15 protein-coding genes are annotated in these 14,536 nt (G+C 76.0%); 4 read left to right on the forward strand and 11 right to left on the reverse strand.

Features of this window, described 5'->3' with window-relative positions; all coding sequences use genetic code 11:
• Nucleotides 1-60 precede the first annotated feature (60 nt).
• Together ACI79R_RS20175 and ACI79R_RS20180 are read left to right on the forward strand one after the other, a co-directional pair.
• The gene (locus ACI79R_RS20175; RefSeq protein ID WP_456575453.1) at nt 61-819 is read left to right on the forward strand and encodes a polysaccharide lyase; all 759 of its coding nucleotides are present in this window, start codon (nt 61-63) and stop codon (nt 817-819) included.
• Nucleotides 820-909: 90 nt separating this feature from the next.
• The gene (locus tag ACI79R_RS20180; protein ID WP_456575454.1) at nt 910-2,229 is read left to right on the forward strand and encodes a UDP-glucose dehydrogenase family protein; all 1,320 of its coding nucleotides are present in this window, start codon (nt 910-912) and stop codon (nt 2,227-2,229) included.
• On the opposite strand, the gene ACI79R_RS20185 is transcribed toward ACI79R_RS20180, so the two are convergent.
• The 8 genes from ACI79R_RS20185 to egtA form a co-directional block, all read right to left on the reverse strand.
• Nucleotides 2,226-2,978: an anti-sigma factor gene (locus ACI79R_RS20185; protein ID WP_456575455.1), complete on the reverse strand. Its 753-nt coding sequence runs from the start codon at nt 2,976-2,978 to the stop codon at nt 2,226-2,228. The genes ACI79R_RS20180 and ACI79R_RS20185 overlap by 4 nt on opposite strands.
• Nucleotides 2,956-3,555 (reverse strand): RNA polymerase sigma factor, encoded by a 600-nt coding sequence (locus ACI79R_RS20190; RefSeq protein WP_456575456.1) that lies wholly within the window; start codon nt 3,553-3,555, stop codon nt 2,956-2,958. The genes ACI79R_RS20185 and ACI79R_RS20190 overlap by 23 nt, the downstream gene beginning before the upstream one ends.
• A gap of 71 nt (nt 3,556-3,626) precedes the next feature.
• Entirely contained in the window at nt 3,627-4,301 is a 675-nt protein-coding gene (locus tag ACI79R_RS20195) for a class F sortase (RefSeq protein WP_456575457.1), read from the reverse strand.
• Between the two features lie 34 nt (nt 4,302-4,335).
• Nucleotides 4,336-5,163, reverse strand: coding sequence for a DUF4397 domain-containing protein (locus tag ACI79R_RS20200; protein WP_456575458.1), 828 nt, complete (start codon nt 5,161-5,163; stop codon nt 4,336-4,338).
• 86 nt (nt 5,164-5,249) lie between these two features.
• Complete coding sequence (gene egtD, locus ACI79R_RS20205; protein ID WP_456575459.1) at nt 5,250-6,221, reverse strand: L-histidine N(alpha)-methyltransferase; 972 nt, start codon at nt 6,219-6,221, stop codon at nt 5,250-5,252.
• A complete protein-coding gene (egtC, locus tag ACI79R_RS20210) occupies nt 6,218-6,925 on the reverse strand; it encodes an ergothioneine biosynthesis protein EgtC (RefSeq protein WP_456575460.1) in 708 nt (235 codons plus the stop codon). Before egtC ends, egtD begins: the two co-directional genes overlap by 4 nt.
• Entirely contained in the window at nt 6,922-8,199 is a 1,278-nt protein-coding gene (gene egtB / locus ACI79R_RS20215; RefSeq protein ID WP_456575461.1) for an ergothioneine biosynthesis protein EgtB, read from the reverse strand. The genes egtC and egtB overlap by 4 nt, the downstream gene beginning before the upstream one ends.
• On the reverse strand, nt 8,196-9,455 hold the full coding sequence (gene egtA, locus ACI79R_RS20220) for an ergothioneine biosynthesis glutamate--cysteine ligase EgtA (RefSeq protein ID WP_456575462.1): 1,260 nt from the start codon (nt 9,453-9,455) through the stop codon (nt 8,196-8,198). The genes egtB and egtA overlap by 4 nt, the downstream gene beginning before the upstream one ends.
• 178 nt (nt 9,456-9,633) lie before the next feature.
• On the opposite strand from egtA, the gene ACI79R_RS20225 reads away from it, so the two are divergent.
• On the forward strand, nt 9,634-10,089 hold the full coding sequence (locus ACI79R_RS20225; protein ID WP_456575463.1) for a DUF309 domain-containing protein: 456 nt from the start codon (nt 9,634-9,636) through the stop codon (nt 10,087-10,089).
• 19 nt (nt 10,090-10,108) lie between these two features.
• Nucleotides 10,109-10,903, forward strand: coding sequence for a class I SAM-dependent methyltransferase (locus tag ACI79R_RS20230; RefSeq protein ID WP_456575464.1), 795 nt, complete (start codon nt 10,109-10,111; stop codon nt 10,901-10,903).
• Between the two features lie 63 nt (nt 10,904-10,966).
• Here the strand turns inward: ACI79R_RS20230 and ACI79R_RS20235 are convergent, their stop codons facing one another.
• The 3 genes from ACI79R_RS20235 to ACI79R_RS20245 all read right to left on the reverse strand — a co-directional run bounded on the left by ACI79R_RS20235 (nt 10,967) and on the right by ACI79R_RS20245 (nt 14,330).
• A complete protein-coding gene (locus tag ACI79R_RS20235) occupies nt 10,967-12,013 on the reverse strand; it encodes a tripartite tricarboxylate transporter substrate-binding protein (protein WP_456575465.1) in 1,047 nt (348 codons plus the stop codon).
• 104 nt (nt 12,014-12,117) lie between these two features.
• Nucleotides 12,118-12,651, reverse strand: a complete 534-nt coding sequence (locus ACI79R_RS20240; RefSeq protein WP_456575466.1) for a tripartite tricarboxylate transporter TctB family protein — start codon at nt 12,649-12,651, stop codon at nt 12,118-12,120.
• Nucleotides 12,648-14,330 carry a tripartite tricarboxylate transporter permease gene (locus tag ACI79R_RS20245; protein ID WP_456575467.1) on the reverse strand — a complete coding sequence of 561 codons (1,683 nt, stop codon included), beginning with the start codon at nt 14,328-14,330 and terminating at the stop codon, nt 12,648-12,650. Before ACI79R_RS20245 ends, ACI79R_RS20240 begins: the two co-directional genes overlap by 4 nt.
• Nucleotides 14,331-14,536 lie beyond the last annotated feature (206 nt).

Genomic DNA, 14,536 nt, shown 5'->3' on the forward strand with positions numbered 1-14,536 from the left:
GTGCTCACGGCTTGCTCCAGCCCCGACGACGGAGGCCGGCGGGAGGCTGGGGCGGCTGCGGTGACCGAGGCCTCTCCCGACACCTCGACGGCTCCCGGCCTCGCGGAGCTGGGTGCCGTCTTCGGACCTCAGCTGGAGCCGCAGGAGGAGGGCTCGTTCGGACTGGATCGCTGGACGGCCGTCGACGGTCCGCCCGGCGTCGACGTCCCGGGTCTGCGGGTGTCCTATCCGGCCGGCTCCGTCAGCCCGTCGGCCAGCCGCGAGCACGGCTCCCCGGAGGGGGGCATGCAGGTGTTCCTGCCGTTCGCGGGAGAACCGATGGAGGCGGCCCACCTGCGCTACTGGGTGCGTTTCCCCGAGGACTTCGCGTTCGTCAAGGGCGGCAAGCTGCCCGGCCTCTACGGGGGCACCGAGGTCAGCGGCGGGGAGGAGCCCGACGGCACCGACGGGTTCTCGACCCGGCTGATGTGGCGTGCCGACGGCGCCGGCGAGGTCTACCTCTACGCCCCGGGCGAGTCGGGGACCAGCCTGGGCCGCGGCGACTGGACGTGGCGTCCCGGGGACTGGCTGTGCGTCGAGCAGCGCGTCGTCCTGAACGACCCGGAGGCCGAGGACGGGTCGGTGACCGTGTGGGTCGACGGCGAGGAGACCTACACCGAGGACGGCATGCAGTACCGGACGGTCGGGGAGTTGCGCATCGACGGCGTCTTCTTCTCCACCTTCTACGGCGGCGCCGATCCCAGCTGGGCGCCTCCTACCGACCAGCACGCCGACTTCGCCGGCTTCGCCGTGTCCGGCGAGCGTCTCGGCTGTGGCTGAGACCGCACCACCCCGGCTCTTCCCGGCCGGGTCCGTTCCCCGGGGCGCGTCCGCGCACCCGGTCCCGCAGTGCAGAGAGTGGAGACGACCATGAGGATCTCGGTGATCGGGTGCGGCTACCTGGGCGCGGTGCACGCCGCGTCGATGGCGGAGCTGGGGCACGAGGTGGTCGGCATCGACGTCGACCAGCGCAAGGTGGCCGCGCTGTGCGAGGCACGGGCGCCGTTCTTCGAGCCCGGCTTCGAAGACCTCCTCGAGCGGACGCTGGCCACCGGCCGGCTCTCGTTCAGCACCGACATCGCCGACGCCGCCGGCGCGCAGGTGCACTTCGTCTGCGTCGGCACCCCGCAGAAGCGCGGGGAGTACGCCGCGGACCTGGGCTTCGTGCAGGACGCGGTCGAGTCGCTGGTGGGCGTGCTGCAGCCCGGTGAGCTGGTGGTGGGCAAGTCCACCGTGCCGGTGGGCACCGCCGCTCGGCTCGCCGAGATGGTGGGGGAGAAGGTGCCCGGCGCGCTGCTGGCCTGGAACCCGGAGTTCCTGCGCGAGGGCTTCGCCGTCCAGGACACCCTGCACCCGGACCGGCTGGTCTACGGGATCCCGGCCGACGGGGACGGGCAGACCGTGCTGGCACTGCTCGACGAGGTCTACGCGCCGATCGTGGAGCGTGGCACGCCGAAGGTGGTCACCGACTACGCGACCGCCGAGATGGTGAAGACCGCGGCCAACTCCTTCCTCGCCACCAAGATCTCGTTCATCAACGCGATGGCCGAGCTGTGCGAGGCCACCGGCGCCGACGTCAAGCAGCTGGCCGACGCGATCGGCTACGACGACCGGATCGGGCGCAAGTTCCTCAACGCCGGCCTCGGCTTCGGCGGTGGGTGCCTGCCCAAGGACATCCGCGCCTTCATGGCCCGCGCCGGTGAGCTGGGTGCCGACCAGGCGCTGACCTTCCTGCGCGAGGTCGACAACATCAACATGCGCCGGCGGATCCGCATGGTGGAGCTGGCCCGCGAGGTCTGCGACGGGTCGCTGCTGGGCAAGCGGGTGGCCGTGCTGGGGGCGGCGTTCAAGCCCGATTCCGACGACATCCGCGACTCCCCGGCGCTCAACGTCGCCGCTCAGCTGCAGCTGCAGGGGGCGGTCGTGCAGGTCACCGATCCCGCGGCGGGCGACAACATCCGCCGGAGCTGGCCGCAGCTCGACGTCGTCGACACCCCCGAGCAGGCCGCCGACCGGGCCGACGCCGTCCTCGTGCTCACCGAGTGGAAGCAGTACCGCGAGCTCGACCCGGTCGCCTTCGGCCGGATCGTGCGTCAGCGGCGGGTGCTCGACGGGCGCAACGCGCTGAGCCGTACGGCCTGGACCGAGGCGGGCTGGAGCTACCGGGCGCTCGGCCGACGGGCCGGCTAGGTGTCGAGGACGCCGCGGGCGATCGAGTCGCCCGAGTGCTCGGGATCGCCGTCCAGCGGCTCCACCGAGACGTCGACCACCGGGTACTCGCCGAGGTCGATGCCCGGGGGCAGCACGAACTCCTCCGTGCCCGGGCCGACGACGCCGACCGGCACCAGCCGCTCCACGGCCTCGTCGAGCAGCCAGACCTCGTAGTAGCCCTCGCTCGGGTCGTCGGCGTCGAGCTGGATGCGCAGCACCCGGCTGCCGTCCTCGCGCTCGAGCACCGCGGCCTCCCCGGAGGCGCCGCTGCCGTCCAGCGGGTCCAGCGCGGCGGCGGCCACGGCGACCGCGGAGTCGTCGTCCCGGTTGCCGAGGGCCACCGCACCGGCGCCGATGCCGACGCCGACCAGCAGCGCCGCGGCGGCGGCCAGCAGCAGCTGCGACCGGCGCGGGCGCAGCTGCCGGACCTCGGCGAGCGGCTCGGGCGGGGGCGCGGGGGTCGGTGCAGGCGCCGGTGCCGGAGGGGCGGACGGCGCGTCGTCGACGCCGGTGGCGGCGGCGATCGCCGCCCACACCGACGCCGGCGGGGCGACCGGCGGCGCGGACGCCGCGAACTCGGGGACGGCGAGCGCGTCGACCGCGCGGCGCAGCGAGGCGACCTCGGCGGTGCAGGCGGCGCAGCCGGTCAGGTGCGCGGTGTCGTCGGCCGGGAGGGGCTCGCCGAGCGCGGCGAGCGCGAGGTCCTCAGGCGTGCAGTGCTGCGGCACCGTCCACCTCCAAGCGACTGCGCAGGCGCTCCAGTGTGCGCCTGATGTGGCTCTTCACCGTGCCCAGCGGCAGCCCGGTGCGGGCCGCGATCTGGCTGTGGGTGAGGTCCTCGAAGAAGGCCAGCTCGATGATGCCGCGCTGGGGCTGGTCGATGCGGTCGAGCTCGTCGAGCAGCAGCACCCGGTCGGCCACGGCCGAGTCCAGCGGCCGGTCGGCGGGGGCCGGGCGGGCCTCGGCGTCGCTGGCCGCGGCCTCGGCGAGCCGGCGCTGCCGGTCCCGCTTGGCCCACGTGTCGGCGATCTTGTGCCGGCACACGCCGACCAGCCACGCCGGCAGCGGGCCGGACTCGGGGCGGTAGCCGGCCCGGCCGGTCCACGCCGAGACGAAGACCTGCTGGGTGACGTCCTCGGCGTCGGGGCCGGGCCCGAAGGCCCGCACCGCCATGCCGTGCACCTGGGCCGACCAGCGCTGGTAGGCCAGCGCGAGGGCCTGCTCGTCGCCTGCGGCGAACCGCCGGCCGATCTCGGCGTCGTCCGGCTCCGGGGGGAACCCGGGCGGCGGGACGGCGTCGGACACGGTCGCGACAGTAGTCGGCCGGGCCCGCGAGGAAGATCCACCGGACACGACCGGCCGGTCCAGCAGGCCGGTCACGGTGCCGGCTCCGCGACCACGACGACGTTGTCGCGGTAGCTGCGGTACTCCGGCAGGAACGGCCCGCCGCAGGTGACCAGCACCAGCCGGGGGCCGCCCTCGCGGGCGAACAGCTGGTCCAGCGGCAGCTCCCGCTTGGTCACCAGCTCGCGGCCGGTCACCCGCCACCGGGTGACCGCGCCGTCGGACCCGGTGACCAGCACCTCGTCCCCCGGCGCCGCGTCGCGCAGGGGGGCGAGGGCGCCCAGGCCCTGCTCGGCGTCGTCGACGTGGCCGGCGAGGACGGCGTTGCCGGCGCCGCCCGGGGCGGGGCCGAAGCGGTACCAGCCGACGCGCGAGACGTCGTCCGGCAGCGCCATCTGGCCGTCGGCGGCGACGCCCACCGGGTCGACCGGGGCGTCGACGCCGAGGGCGGGGAGGGCCAGCCGCACCGGCGCGGGCGCCGGGGCGGCGGCCGGGGGAGCGGCGTCCCGGGTCGCCACCGGGGGCAGCGACCCGGGGTCCGCCGGCGCCGGCGGTGGGGGAGCCGCCGGCGCCGGCCGGGTGGACGCGGAGAGGGCCTGCTCGACCGCTGCGCCCGCCGACGCCGGGTCCCGGGTCAGCTGCCAGGTGACCGGCGCGCCGATCGCCACGGCCAGGCCCAGGGCCGCGCCGGCGGTTGCGCGTCGCATCGGGAGGTCCTCTCCGGTCCGGGTTCCGGGTCGGTCAGGCGCGGGTCGCGGCCAGCCGCCGGACGCCCAGCCCGGCGAGGGCCAGCCCGGCCAGCGACAGCGCGGCCACCGGCGCCGGGACGCCGCCGTCCTCGCCGGCCAGGCCGGCGCTACCACCGGGGACGCCGGCGGGAGCGGAGTGGCCCCCGGTGATCGTCTGGACGGCGAGCTGGTAGCCGGCGTCCTGCGAGCCCCACGCGTAGACGATCGTGGTGGCGCCCTCCTGCAGGGTCAGGTCGGCCGGGCCGATGGCCACGGTGTCGGTGCCCGCGAGCACGACGTCGGCCGGCACGGTGCCCGCCGGGACGGTGAGCGAGGCCTCGTCGGGGTTGGTCAGCCCGGGGACGACGACCTGGCCGCCGGCCCGCACGTCGACCGCCGGCGCGGCGGCGGTGTGCCGCACGGTGGCCCGCGCCTGGCCGGCCGGGACGGGGGAGGTGTCGTTGACGAACGGCGTGAGCTTCGGGCCGCCGGCCTCGTCGAGGTGCGCGACGACCGTGGCGTTCGCGCCGGCCGGGACGGTGACCCCGTTGGCCGACAGCAGCGGGGTGCCCGAGCCGTCGGGGGCGTCGGCCGGGAACAGCGCCAGGTCGTAGCTGCCGGCGGGCAGCTGCAGCGGATCGGTGAGCGTGCCGGGCTGGAAGTCGTCGATGAGCCGCTGGCCATTGGCGTAGACGTCGACCGGCGTGGCCGGCACGGCGTGGAGCACCGAGACGGTGGCGGTGCCCTCGTCGGCCAGGGCGGGGGCGGCGCCCAGGACGAGCAGCGCGCTGACGGCGCCGGTGGCACCGGCGGTGATTCCGAGGGAGCGGGTCCGGGTCACGGGACGGGTTCCTTCCGGGAGGGGGTGACTGCGTTGTCACCCCTCCTTCCGGGACGTCCCGCGATCCGGATGCAGCCGGGGGTCCGTCACCAGCCGAGGACGGACAGGGAGACGCCGAAGTCCCCGCCGGGGTCGGTCCACCAGTCGGTCATGCGCAGCCCGGCCGCGGCCAGCTCCGCCTCGACCCCCTCCCGCCGGAACTTCGCCGACACCTCGGTGCGCATCTCCTCGCCGGCGGCGAAGGGGACGTCCAGGCCGAGCGCCGGCACCGGCACCACTTGGTCGATCCGCGAGCGCAGCCGCATCTCGATCCACTCGGCCCCGGCGTCCCAGAGGGCGACGTGGTCGAACGCGGCCGGGTCGAAGCCGGCGCCGAGCTCCCGGTTGAGCACCGCCAGCACGTTGCGGTTGAACGCCGCGGTCACCCCGGCGGCGTCGTCGTAGGCGCGGACCAGGCGCGCGGGGTCCTTGACCAGGTCGGTGCCGAGCAGGAACGAGTCGCCCGGCCGCAGGGTGCCGGCCAGCTCGCCGAGGAACGCGGCCCGCTCGGCCGGCTCGAGGTTGCCGATGGTGGAGCCGAGGAAGGCCACCACCCGCCGGCCGGCCCGCGGCAGCCGGGACAGGTGCCGGGTGAAGTCGCCGACGACGGCGTCCACCTCCACCCCCGGGTACTCGGCGGTGATGGCCTCGCCGGCCGCGGCCAGCACCGAGGGGTCGATGTCGAAGGGCACGAAGCGGCGCAGCGTGCCGGCGTCGCGCAGGGCGGTGAGCAGCAGCCGGGTCTTCTCCGACGTCCCGCTGCCGAGCTCGACGAGCACCTCGGCGCCGGAGGCCGCGGCGATCGCATCGGCGTGCGCGGTGAGCACCGCCCGCTCGGCGCGGGTCGGGTAGTACTCCGGCAGCCGGGTGATCTCGTCGAACAGCTCGCTGCCCCGCTCGTCGTAGAACCACCGGGGCGGCAGCGACTTGGGTGTGGCGGTGAGCCCGGCGAGCGCGTCGGCGCGCAGCGCGGCGCGGGCCTCGTCGGGGGCGAGGTGGCTGGTCAGCGAGACGGTCATGCGCGGGGCTCTCCGATCGGGGTCAGGGTCAGCCCGTCGGGGGTGACCTCCACGAGGTGCCGGTCGGGGACGTCGGTCCACGCCGGGTCGTCGTCCCAGGGCTCGCTGGCCAGCGCGGTGCCCTCGGCGGTGACCAGGGCCGACAGCGTGTCGCCCCAGGTGGTGGCCAGCAGCCGGGTGCCGTCGGCGGCGAGCAGGTTGAGCCGGGCGGCGGGATCGGCCGCGCCGACCTCGGCCACCGTCTCGGCGAGCGCGTCCATCCCCCGGTCGAACACCAGGGCGGCCAGCAGCGCGCTGTCGACCGTCGACTCGGCGTCCCGCACCGGCGGCAGCACCGCGCGGTCGACCCGCCCGTTGTGCGACAGCAGCCAGCGGCCGTCGGTGAACGGCGCCACCGCGCTCTCCTCCAGCGGCATGCCGGCCGTCGCCGACCGGACGGCGGCCACCACGCACCCCGACTCGACCACCGGCGCGACCGAGGCGAACGACGGGTCGCCCCAGAGCGGCCGCGCCGAGCGCCAGCGGGCCGGGCCGGGCCGGCCGGGAGGGAAGAAGCCGACGCCCCAGCCGTCGGCGTTGACCGTGCCGTACCGCTGGCGGCGCGGCGCCCAGGACTGCACGAGCAGCGAGGACGGCGGCTCCAGCACCAGCGCGGCCAGGGTGCGCGGCCGGCCGAGCCAGCCCAGGTGGCGGCACACGGTCACACGTCCCAGGCGAGGCGGACGCCGCTGAAGACCTGCCGGCGGATCGGGTGGTCCCAGTTGCGGAAGCTCGGCCGCAGGATCGAGGCGCCGACCGCCCACGAGCCGCCGCGCAGCACCTTGTAGTCGCCGCCGAAGAACGGCGCGGAGTAGTCGGCGTAGAGCATCGGCGTGAAGCCCGGCCACGGGGTGAAGTCCGACGACGTCCACTCCCAGACGTCGCCCAGCAGCTGCTCGGCGCCGTAGGCCGAGGCCGACGCCGGATAGGCGCCCACCGCCGCCGGGCGCAGCGCGCCGCCGCCCAGGTTGGCCAGCGCCGGGGACGGCTCCGCCGAGCCCCACGGGAAGCGGCGGCGGCGCCCGGTGGCCGGGTCCCAGACCGCGGCCTTCTCCCACTCGACCTCGGTGGGCAGGCGGGCCCCCGCCCACGCGGCGTACGCCTCGGCCTCGAGGAACGTCACGTGCTGGACCGGCTCGTCCGGCGGCAGCCGCTCGACGACGCCGAACCGCGTGCGGGTGCCGTCGGTGCCCCAGAACTGCGGGCGCTCCAGGCCGGCCTCGGTGCGGTGCGCCCAGCCGCGCGGGGACCACCAGCGGGGATCGGCGTAGCCGCCGTCGCCGACGAAGGCGGCGTACTCGGCGTTGGTGACCGGCACCCGGCCGATGCGGAACGCCGGCACGTCGACGACGTGCGCCGGCCGCTCGTTGTCGAGGGAGAACGGCTCGTCGGCGGCGTCCACGCCCAGCACGAACGGCCCGGCGGGCACCAGCACCGAGGTGCCGGCGACCCCGGCCCGGCCCGGGGGCAGCGGATCGCCGGCGCCGAGCAGCGGGGGACCGGCGCGCAGGTTCAGCGCCTGGAGCATCGTCTCGTCGTGCTGCTGCTCGTGGCTGACGACCATGGCGAAGTCGAACGGGTCGTCGTCGGCGCCGAGGGCGTCCAGCCGGTCGAGCACCCGGCCGCGCACCTCCCGGCAGAACGCCCGCGCCTCCACCGGCGGCAGGAGCGGCAGCCGGGCCCGGACCGCCCGCGGATGGGTGAACGCGTCGTACAGCGCCTCGACGTCGGCCGACAGCAGCCCCGCGCGGCGGGCGTCGCCGCGGCGCAGCAGCCAGAGATCCTCCTGCTGGCCGATGTGCGCGAGGTCCCAGACCAGCGGCGACAGCAGCGGGGTGTGCTGGCGCAGCAGCTCGGGCTCGTCGTGGTCGGTGAGGAGCAGGGTGCGCTCGCGGGCGCCGGCGAGGTCGCGGGCGAGGACGTCGCGGAGGTCGGTCACGGGCTCTCCTCGGGCTCGGGAGCGGGGGCGGCGGCGGCCAGCAGCGCCGATCGCGGCCCGGCGGCCGCGGCCAGCAGCGCGTCGCCGGGATCGCGGCCGGCGTCGACCAGCTCGGCCAGGGCGGCGACCTCGCGGCGCAGCGACGGGGGGACGGCGTCGGCGGCGGCGGCCAGGCAGCGGCGGGCCGCGGTGTGCAGGACGGGATCGGCGAGGCCGACCCGGGCGGCGCGGTCCCACAGCCCGGCGGCCGGCGCGCTGGCCTCCTCCGCGGCGGCCGCGGCGGCGGGGTCGTCGAGCAGGGTGGCGGTCACCGCGGCCAGGGCCGGCCACCACGGCTCCGGCGCGGCGTCGAGGTAGCGGATCTCCAGCCAGCCGCGCAGCCGCACGGGCGGGAACAGCGTGGTCAGGTGGTAGTCGAGGTCGGCGGCGGTGGGCCGCCGGCCGCCCAGCGGCACCGCACCGGTGATCCAGTCGGCGAAGGCCACCCGCCCGCGGACCGGCCGGGCGGCGCCGGTGACCGGGTCGCGGACCAGCATCACCGGCGCGGTCAGCGCGTAGGCCGCCCACTCGCCGGCCGGGTCCGCGCCGCCCAGCAGCGGCCCGCAGCGGGACTGGTCGATCTCGCCCCACACCTGCTGGCGGCTGGACCGCCAGCCGGTGCGCCGGCCGGCGAGCAGCGGCGAGCACGCGGAGACCGCCACCAGCACCGGACCCAGTTGGTGGGCCAGCGAGATCCGCTCGCTCCAGCCGGCGCTCGGGCCGGCGTCGAGGTTGACCTGCAGCGAGGCGGTCGCCGTCATCATCGCCGTGCCGGGGCGGGCGCAGCCGACGGCGGCGAAGTGCGCCTCCATGGCGGCGTACCGGGGTGCGGGGTTGACCCGGGCCGCCGGGCGCAGCGGATCGCAGCCGACCGGTGCCAGGCCGAGCCCGCGCGGGCGCAGCTCGGCGTCCAGGGCGGCCCGGTCGGCCCGCAGTGCGGCCACCGCCGGGGCGACCCCGGCCAGCGGCGGGCCGGAGAGCTCGACCTGGCCGCCGGGCTCGACGGTGACCCGGCTGCCCGCGGGCATCGGGGGCAGGCCGGCCAGCAGGTCGGCCACCCGCGGCCACGGCACGCGGGTGCCCGGGGCGGCGAGGTCGACCAGGTGGCCCTCGAGCTCCAGGCCGACGCTGCCGACCGGGCCGGGGGACAGCGCGGTGGTGGTGACGTGCTCGACGGCGGCGGCGAGGTCGAGCAGGGCGGGACGGTCGTCGGTCACGGGGGGCACGGGGCCCCACCCCCTCCAGGTCCGGACCGGTCGCCGGGGCGACCGCGGGTCGGTGCGGGGGCGGCCCTCGGGCCGTCCTCGACTCCATCCTGCACGGACCCTCCGACAGGACAACCCCCGTCGGCGTCCCGGGTCCGCGTTCTCCCGGTGTTCGCGCGACGATGGCCTGGTGGATTCCTCCCGCGACCGGGATCCCGCCGGCCGGGCCCGCAACGCCCGCCCGCGGGACGCGCTGGGCCGGCCGCTGCCGCGCGGCGCGGCGGGCGTGGAGCGGGCGCCGGAGGGCGTGGTCCGCGCACCGGTCGCGGCACTGACCGAGGCGCAGGCGCTGCTGGACGCCGGCCGACCCTTCCACGCGCACGAGGTGCTGGAGGACGCCTGGAAGTCCGCGCCGGAGGGCGAGCGGGAGCTCTGGCGGGGGCTGGCCCAGCTCGCCGTGGGGCTGACCCACGCCGCCCGCGGGAACGAGCGCGGCGCGGCGACGCTGCTGGCCCGCGGCGCGGGCTCGATCGCGCCGTTCGCCGCCGCGCCGCCGCACGGGGTCGACGTCGCCGGACTGGTCGCCTGGGTGCGGGCCGGTGCGGTCGGGACGCCGCCCCGGCTGGTGGCTTCCGCCGGGGGGTGATCCAGCGCACACTCGGCCCATGAGCTCCCTCGCCACGGACCGCACCCGCGACCTCTGGGCCGCGGGCGACTACCAGCGGGTCGGCGTCCGGCTGGTGCCGGCGAGCGAGCAGCTGGCCGCCGACCTCGGTGTCCGGCCGGGCGACCGGGTGCTCGACGTGGGCGGCGGCACCGGCAACACCGCGCTGGCCGCCGCCCGGCGCGACGCCGAGGTGGTCTGCACCGACCTGGTGCCCGAGCTGCTCGAGGTGGCCGCCCGCCGCGCGGAGCTCGAGGGCCTCGAGATGGCCACCGAGGTCGCCGACGCGGGGCAGCTGCCGTTCGCGGACGCGTCGTTCGACGTCGTCACCTCGACCTTCGGCGTCGTCTTCGCCGCCGACGCCGAGCGGGCCGCCGCCGAGCTGCTCCGGGTGCTGCGCCCCGGCGGCCGGCTGGGGCTGACCGCCTGGCGGCCGGAGGCGCCCGGTGGCCGGCTGCTGCAGCTGGTCGCCCGGTACGACCCGCCGGAGCCCGGCACCGCCGACCCGCTGCGCTGGGGCACGCCCGAGGGGGTGCAGGAGCTGCTGGGCCGCGGCGTCCAGCTGCGCGCCGCCGAGCGGACGGTGGACTTCACCGCGCCCTCGCTGGCCGCGCAGTGGCAGCGGTACCGGGACTGGTTCGGGCCCGTGCGCACGGCCTGGGAGCGCCTGGACGAGGAGGGGCGGGCGGCCCTCGAGCGCGACTTCCTGGAGATGTGGGGCAGCTACACCCGCGGATCGGGGCCGGGGATCGTCGTGCCGAACACGTACCTGCAGGTCATCGGCGTGCGCGGCTGACCCTGCCGACGCACCGCGGGCCCCGGCGCCGGGTGGCGACGGGGCCCGCGGTGGGAGGGCGGATCAGAACGAGTCGGCGATGATCTGCTGGAACTGGTCGGAGGCGTCGAGCACGCCCTCGACCAGCTCCTCCCACTCGGCGCCCGGCATGACGCTGAGCGGACGCTGCTGGTCGGCCAGCTCGCCGGCCAGCTCCTCGTTGCCCGCGGCGCAGTCGAACGCGTCCCGCAGCTCGGTCAGCTGGGCGTCGGACAGCCCGGGCGGCGCGACGATCCCACGACCGGTGGCCTCCAGGCCGACGAGCTCGTCGCGCAGCGTCTCCCCCTCGTCGCCGGCGGGCTCGAAGTCCATGACGGTCGGGGTGTCCGGCAGCTCCTCGACGGCCTCGTCCGTGGCGAGGAGGACGGAGCGCACCTCGCCGCTCTCGACGGCGCTGAGCTGGCTGTCCCACGACTGCACGTGGGCGTCGGCGTCCCCGCTGACCACGGCCAGGCGGGCCTCGCCGGAGCCGGGGAACCCGGTCACCAGCTCGATCGGGAAGTCGTAGATCGCCGACAGGATGTTCGGGACGATGTACTCGTTGCTGCCCGGGCCGGTGGCGACGAAGCGCACCGGCTCGTCGGAGTCGATCATCTGCTGGAAGTCCTCGATGTCGCCGTCGCCGGCCACGGCGACCGAGTCGGCGGGAGCCGAGACGCGGCCGATCATCGAGAACTCGGCCATGTCGTACTGGACGCCCTCGGCGCCGGCGATCTGCGCGCTGACGGTCCCGACGGTGTTGGTGATCTGGATCCGCCGCTCGTCGGAGCTCGCGGCGCCGGTGGTGTTGGTCGCCAGCAGGCCGCCGGCGCCCGGCTCGTTGCGGACGACGACCTGCGTGCCGTCGCCGAGGCACTCGGCGAGGTAGGGGGCCAGGGCGCGGGCGTAGGCGTCGTACCCGCCACCCGGGTCGAACGGGACGACGAAGTCGAGGGTCTCCCCGGCGTAGAACGTCTCCCCCTCGTCCCCGCCCGAGCCGCCGTCGTCCCCGCAGGCGGTCAGGACGAGCAGCGAGGCGGCGACCCCGGCGACGTAGGCGTGGCGACGGGGGGTTCTGCGGGCAGCGGACATGGACGTCTCCTGTCTCGGGCAACGGTGGTCGGAACGGCGGAGAGGCGCCGGTGGTGCGGCGAGCTGTGGTGCGGTCCGGCCTCCCGGCTCGGGAGGCGGGAGGGTCAGGGGAAGAGCAGGCCCGGTGGGGTGGGCAGTTCGAGGGCCAGCTCGAAGACGCCGTAGAGCAGGGCTGCGGTCACCACGGCGTACACGCCGCTCACCAGCCAGGACGTCCGGGCGGAGAAGCGCAGGTAGAGGAGCGCGAACACCGGCGCGGTGACCAGCAGCCCGACGACGTAGAGGCCCACGAAGAAGGCGGCCACCCAGGCCAGCGAGCGCAGCCAGGCGCCGGTGCCGGCGGTGGCGAAGATGTACTCGACGTCGTCGACGTCCTCCTCTTCGTCCCCGGTCCGCACGGCGGGAGGCGCAGCCGCCGCCGGGGCGCGCAGCGCCCAGCGGGCGAGCACCAGCAGCAGGTGCAGGACCGACAGGACCAGGCCCGCCGTGGTCACGATCCGCGGGAAGAGGCCGGCCCGCTCCCCCCACTCCATCGCCGTCAGCAGCGCGGCGGTGAAGACGGCGGCGAGGACGACGCTGATGACCGCGTCGGCGACGGGGAAGCGACCCCGGGTCCGGGTCGCGCTCGGGGCGCTCACAGCTGAACTCCGTCCTTCTGGGCCACCGCGGCGTCGGTCGCCGGGCGTGTGTCCCGGTCCTGGTCGCGGCGGGCCGACGGTGCCGAGGGGGTCGTGGGGGCCGTGGGCGTGCCCGGTGCCGCCCCGGGCGTGGGGCCGGCCGCGCCGGCGCCGGGGTCGGGCCCGTCGTCCGAGGGCGTGCCGGGCGTGCCGGCCGGGGGCGTCCCCCGGCGGCGGCGCTTGCGGAGCAGCGGCAGGAGCAGCACGAGCACCATGACGGCGAAGATCCCGATCACGGCCGGCCGGCTGAGCCATTCCCACTCGAACAGGGAGTAGGAGACGAACAGGTAGCGCTCGGCGATGCCGCCCAGCACGACCGCGAGCAGGAAGGGCACCCGCGGCCAGTCCCAGCGGATGCAGGCCACGCCGAGGGCGGAGGCCCCCAGCATGACGAGCACGTCGTTGATGGAGTTGGTCGACGTGTAGGCGCCCAGACCGAGGACCAGCAGGAGGAACGGCACGAGCAGCGGGCCCGACACGAAGGTGAGCCGGGTCAGCGGGCGCAGCAGCAGGAAGGCGGCCGCCACGGCGACGAAGTTGGCGAGGACGGTGATCCAGACCATCGAGAACGTGACGTCGACGTGCGTGGTCAGCATCTCCGGGCCCGGGTCGAGGCCGGCGATCAGGAAGGCGCTCAGGAGGACGGCGGTGGCCGCCCCGCCGGGGATGCCGAAGGCGATGGTGGGGATCAGCGCCCCGCCGTCCTTGGCGTTGTTGTTCGCGCCGCTGGCGATGACGCCCTCGATGGCCCCCTTGCCGAACAGCTCCGGGGTCTTGGAGGCCTGGCGGGCCGAGCCGTACGCGATGAACTGGGCCACCGACCCGCCGAGCCCCGGCACCATGCCCACGGTGGTGCCGATCGCGCTGGACCGGAGGACCACGGGCCAGTGCCGCAGCGTGTCGGTGATGCCCTGGCGCACGCCGGTGACCTTCGACGGCGGCCGGCCGGTCGTGCCGGCGATGCTGCGCCGGCTGAGCATCAGCTGCAGCACCTCCGCGCCGCCGAACAGGCCGATCACGAGCGGGACCAGGCCGATGCCGTCCCACAGGTAGATCTGGTCGAAGGTGTAGCGCGGGATGCCCTCCTGCGAGTCGATGCCGATCATCGCGACCAGCAGACCCAGGGCCGCCATCACGAAGCCCTTGAGCAGGTTCTTGCCCGACAGGGCGACGACGAAGGTGAGCCCGAGGAGGGTGAGCATCAGGAACTCGGGAGCACCCAGCCCGAGGACGAGGGGACGCACGACCGGCACGGAGAGCGCGAGGACGGCAGCGCCGAACACCGAGCCGAGGGCCGAGCTGAACAGCACGGCGCCGAGCGCCCGCCCGCCCTGGCCCTTCTTCGTGAGCGGGTGACCGTCCAGCGCCGCGGCCGCGGACGTCGCCTCGCCGGGGATGCCGAAGAGGACCGAGGTGATGTCGCCCGTGGTCGAGGTGACCACCAGCATCCCGAGCAGGAACGCGAACGCCTCGACCGGCTCCATGCCGAAGGTGAACGGCAGCATCAGTGCCAGCGTCACGGGCCCGCCGAGGCCGGGCAGGATGCCGACGACGAAGCCGATGGCGACGCCGAGCAGCATCAGGCCCAGGGTCTGCGGCTGCAGGACCTGACCCAGGCTGTCGAGGAGTGCTTCGCCCACGGGGACTCCAGGGGACGTAGGTGCCCGGCCGGGCGACCGGTCGGTGGTGTCGGGACTCGGCGCCTGGGTTGGTGGCGCCGGAGCGAGCCATGGACGTGCTGTGCATCACGTCCACCGCGGATGGTTCGGCAGAAAGACGTTCTTTGTCAAGCCGCGGTTCGTGGTCGAGTTCCGGTGAGCGGATCCGATCTTCTTGTGACGTGATG

The sequence above is a fragment of the Blastococcus sp. SYSU D00820 genome (assembly GCF_054050695.1).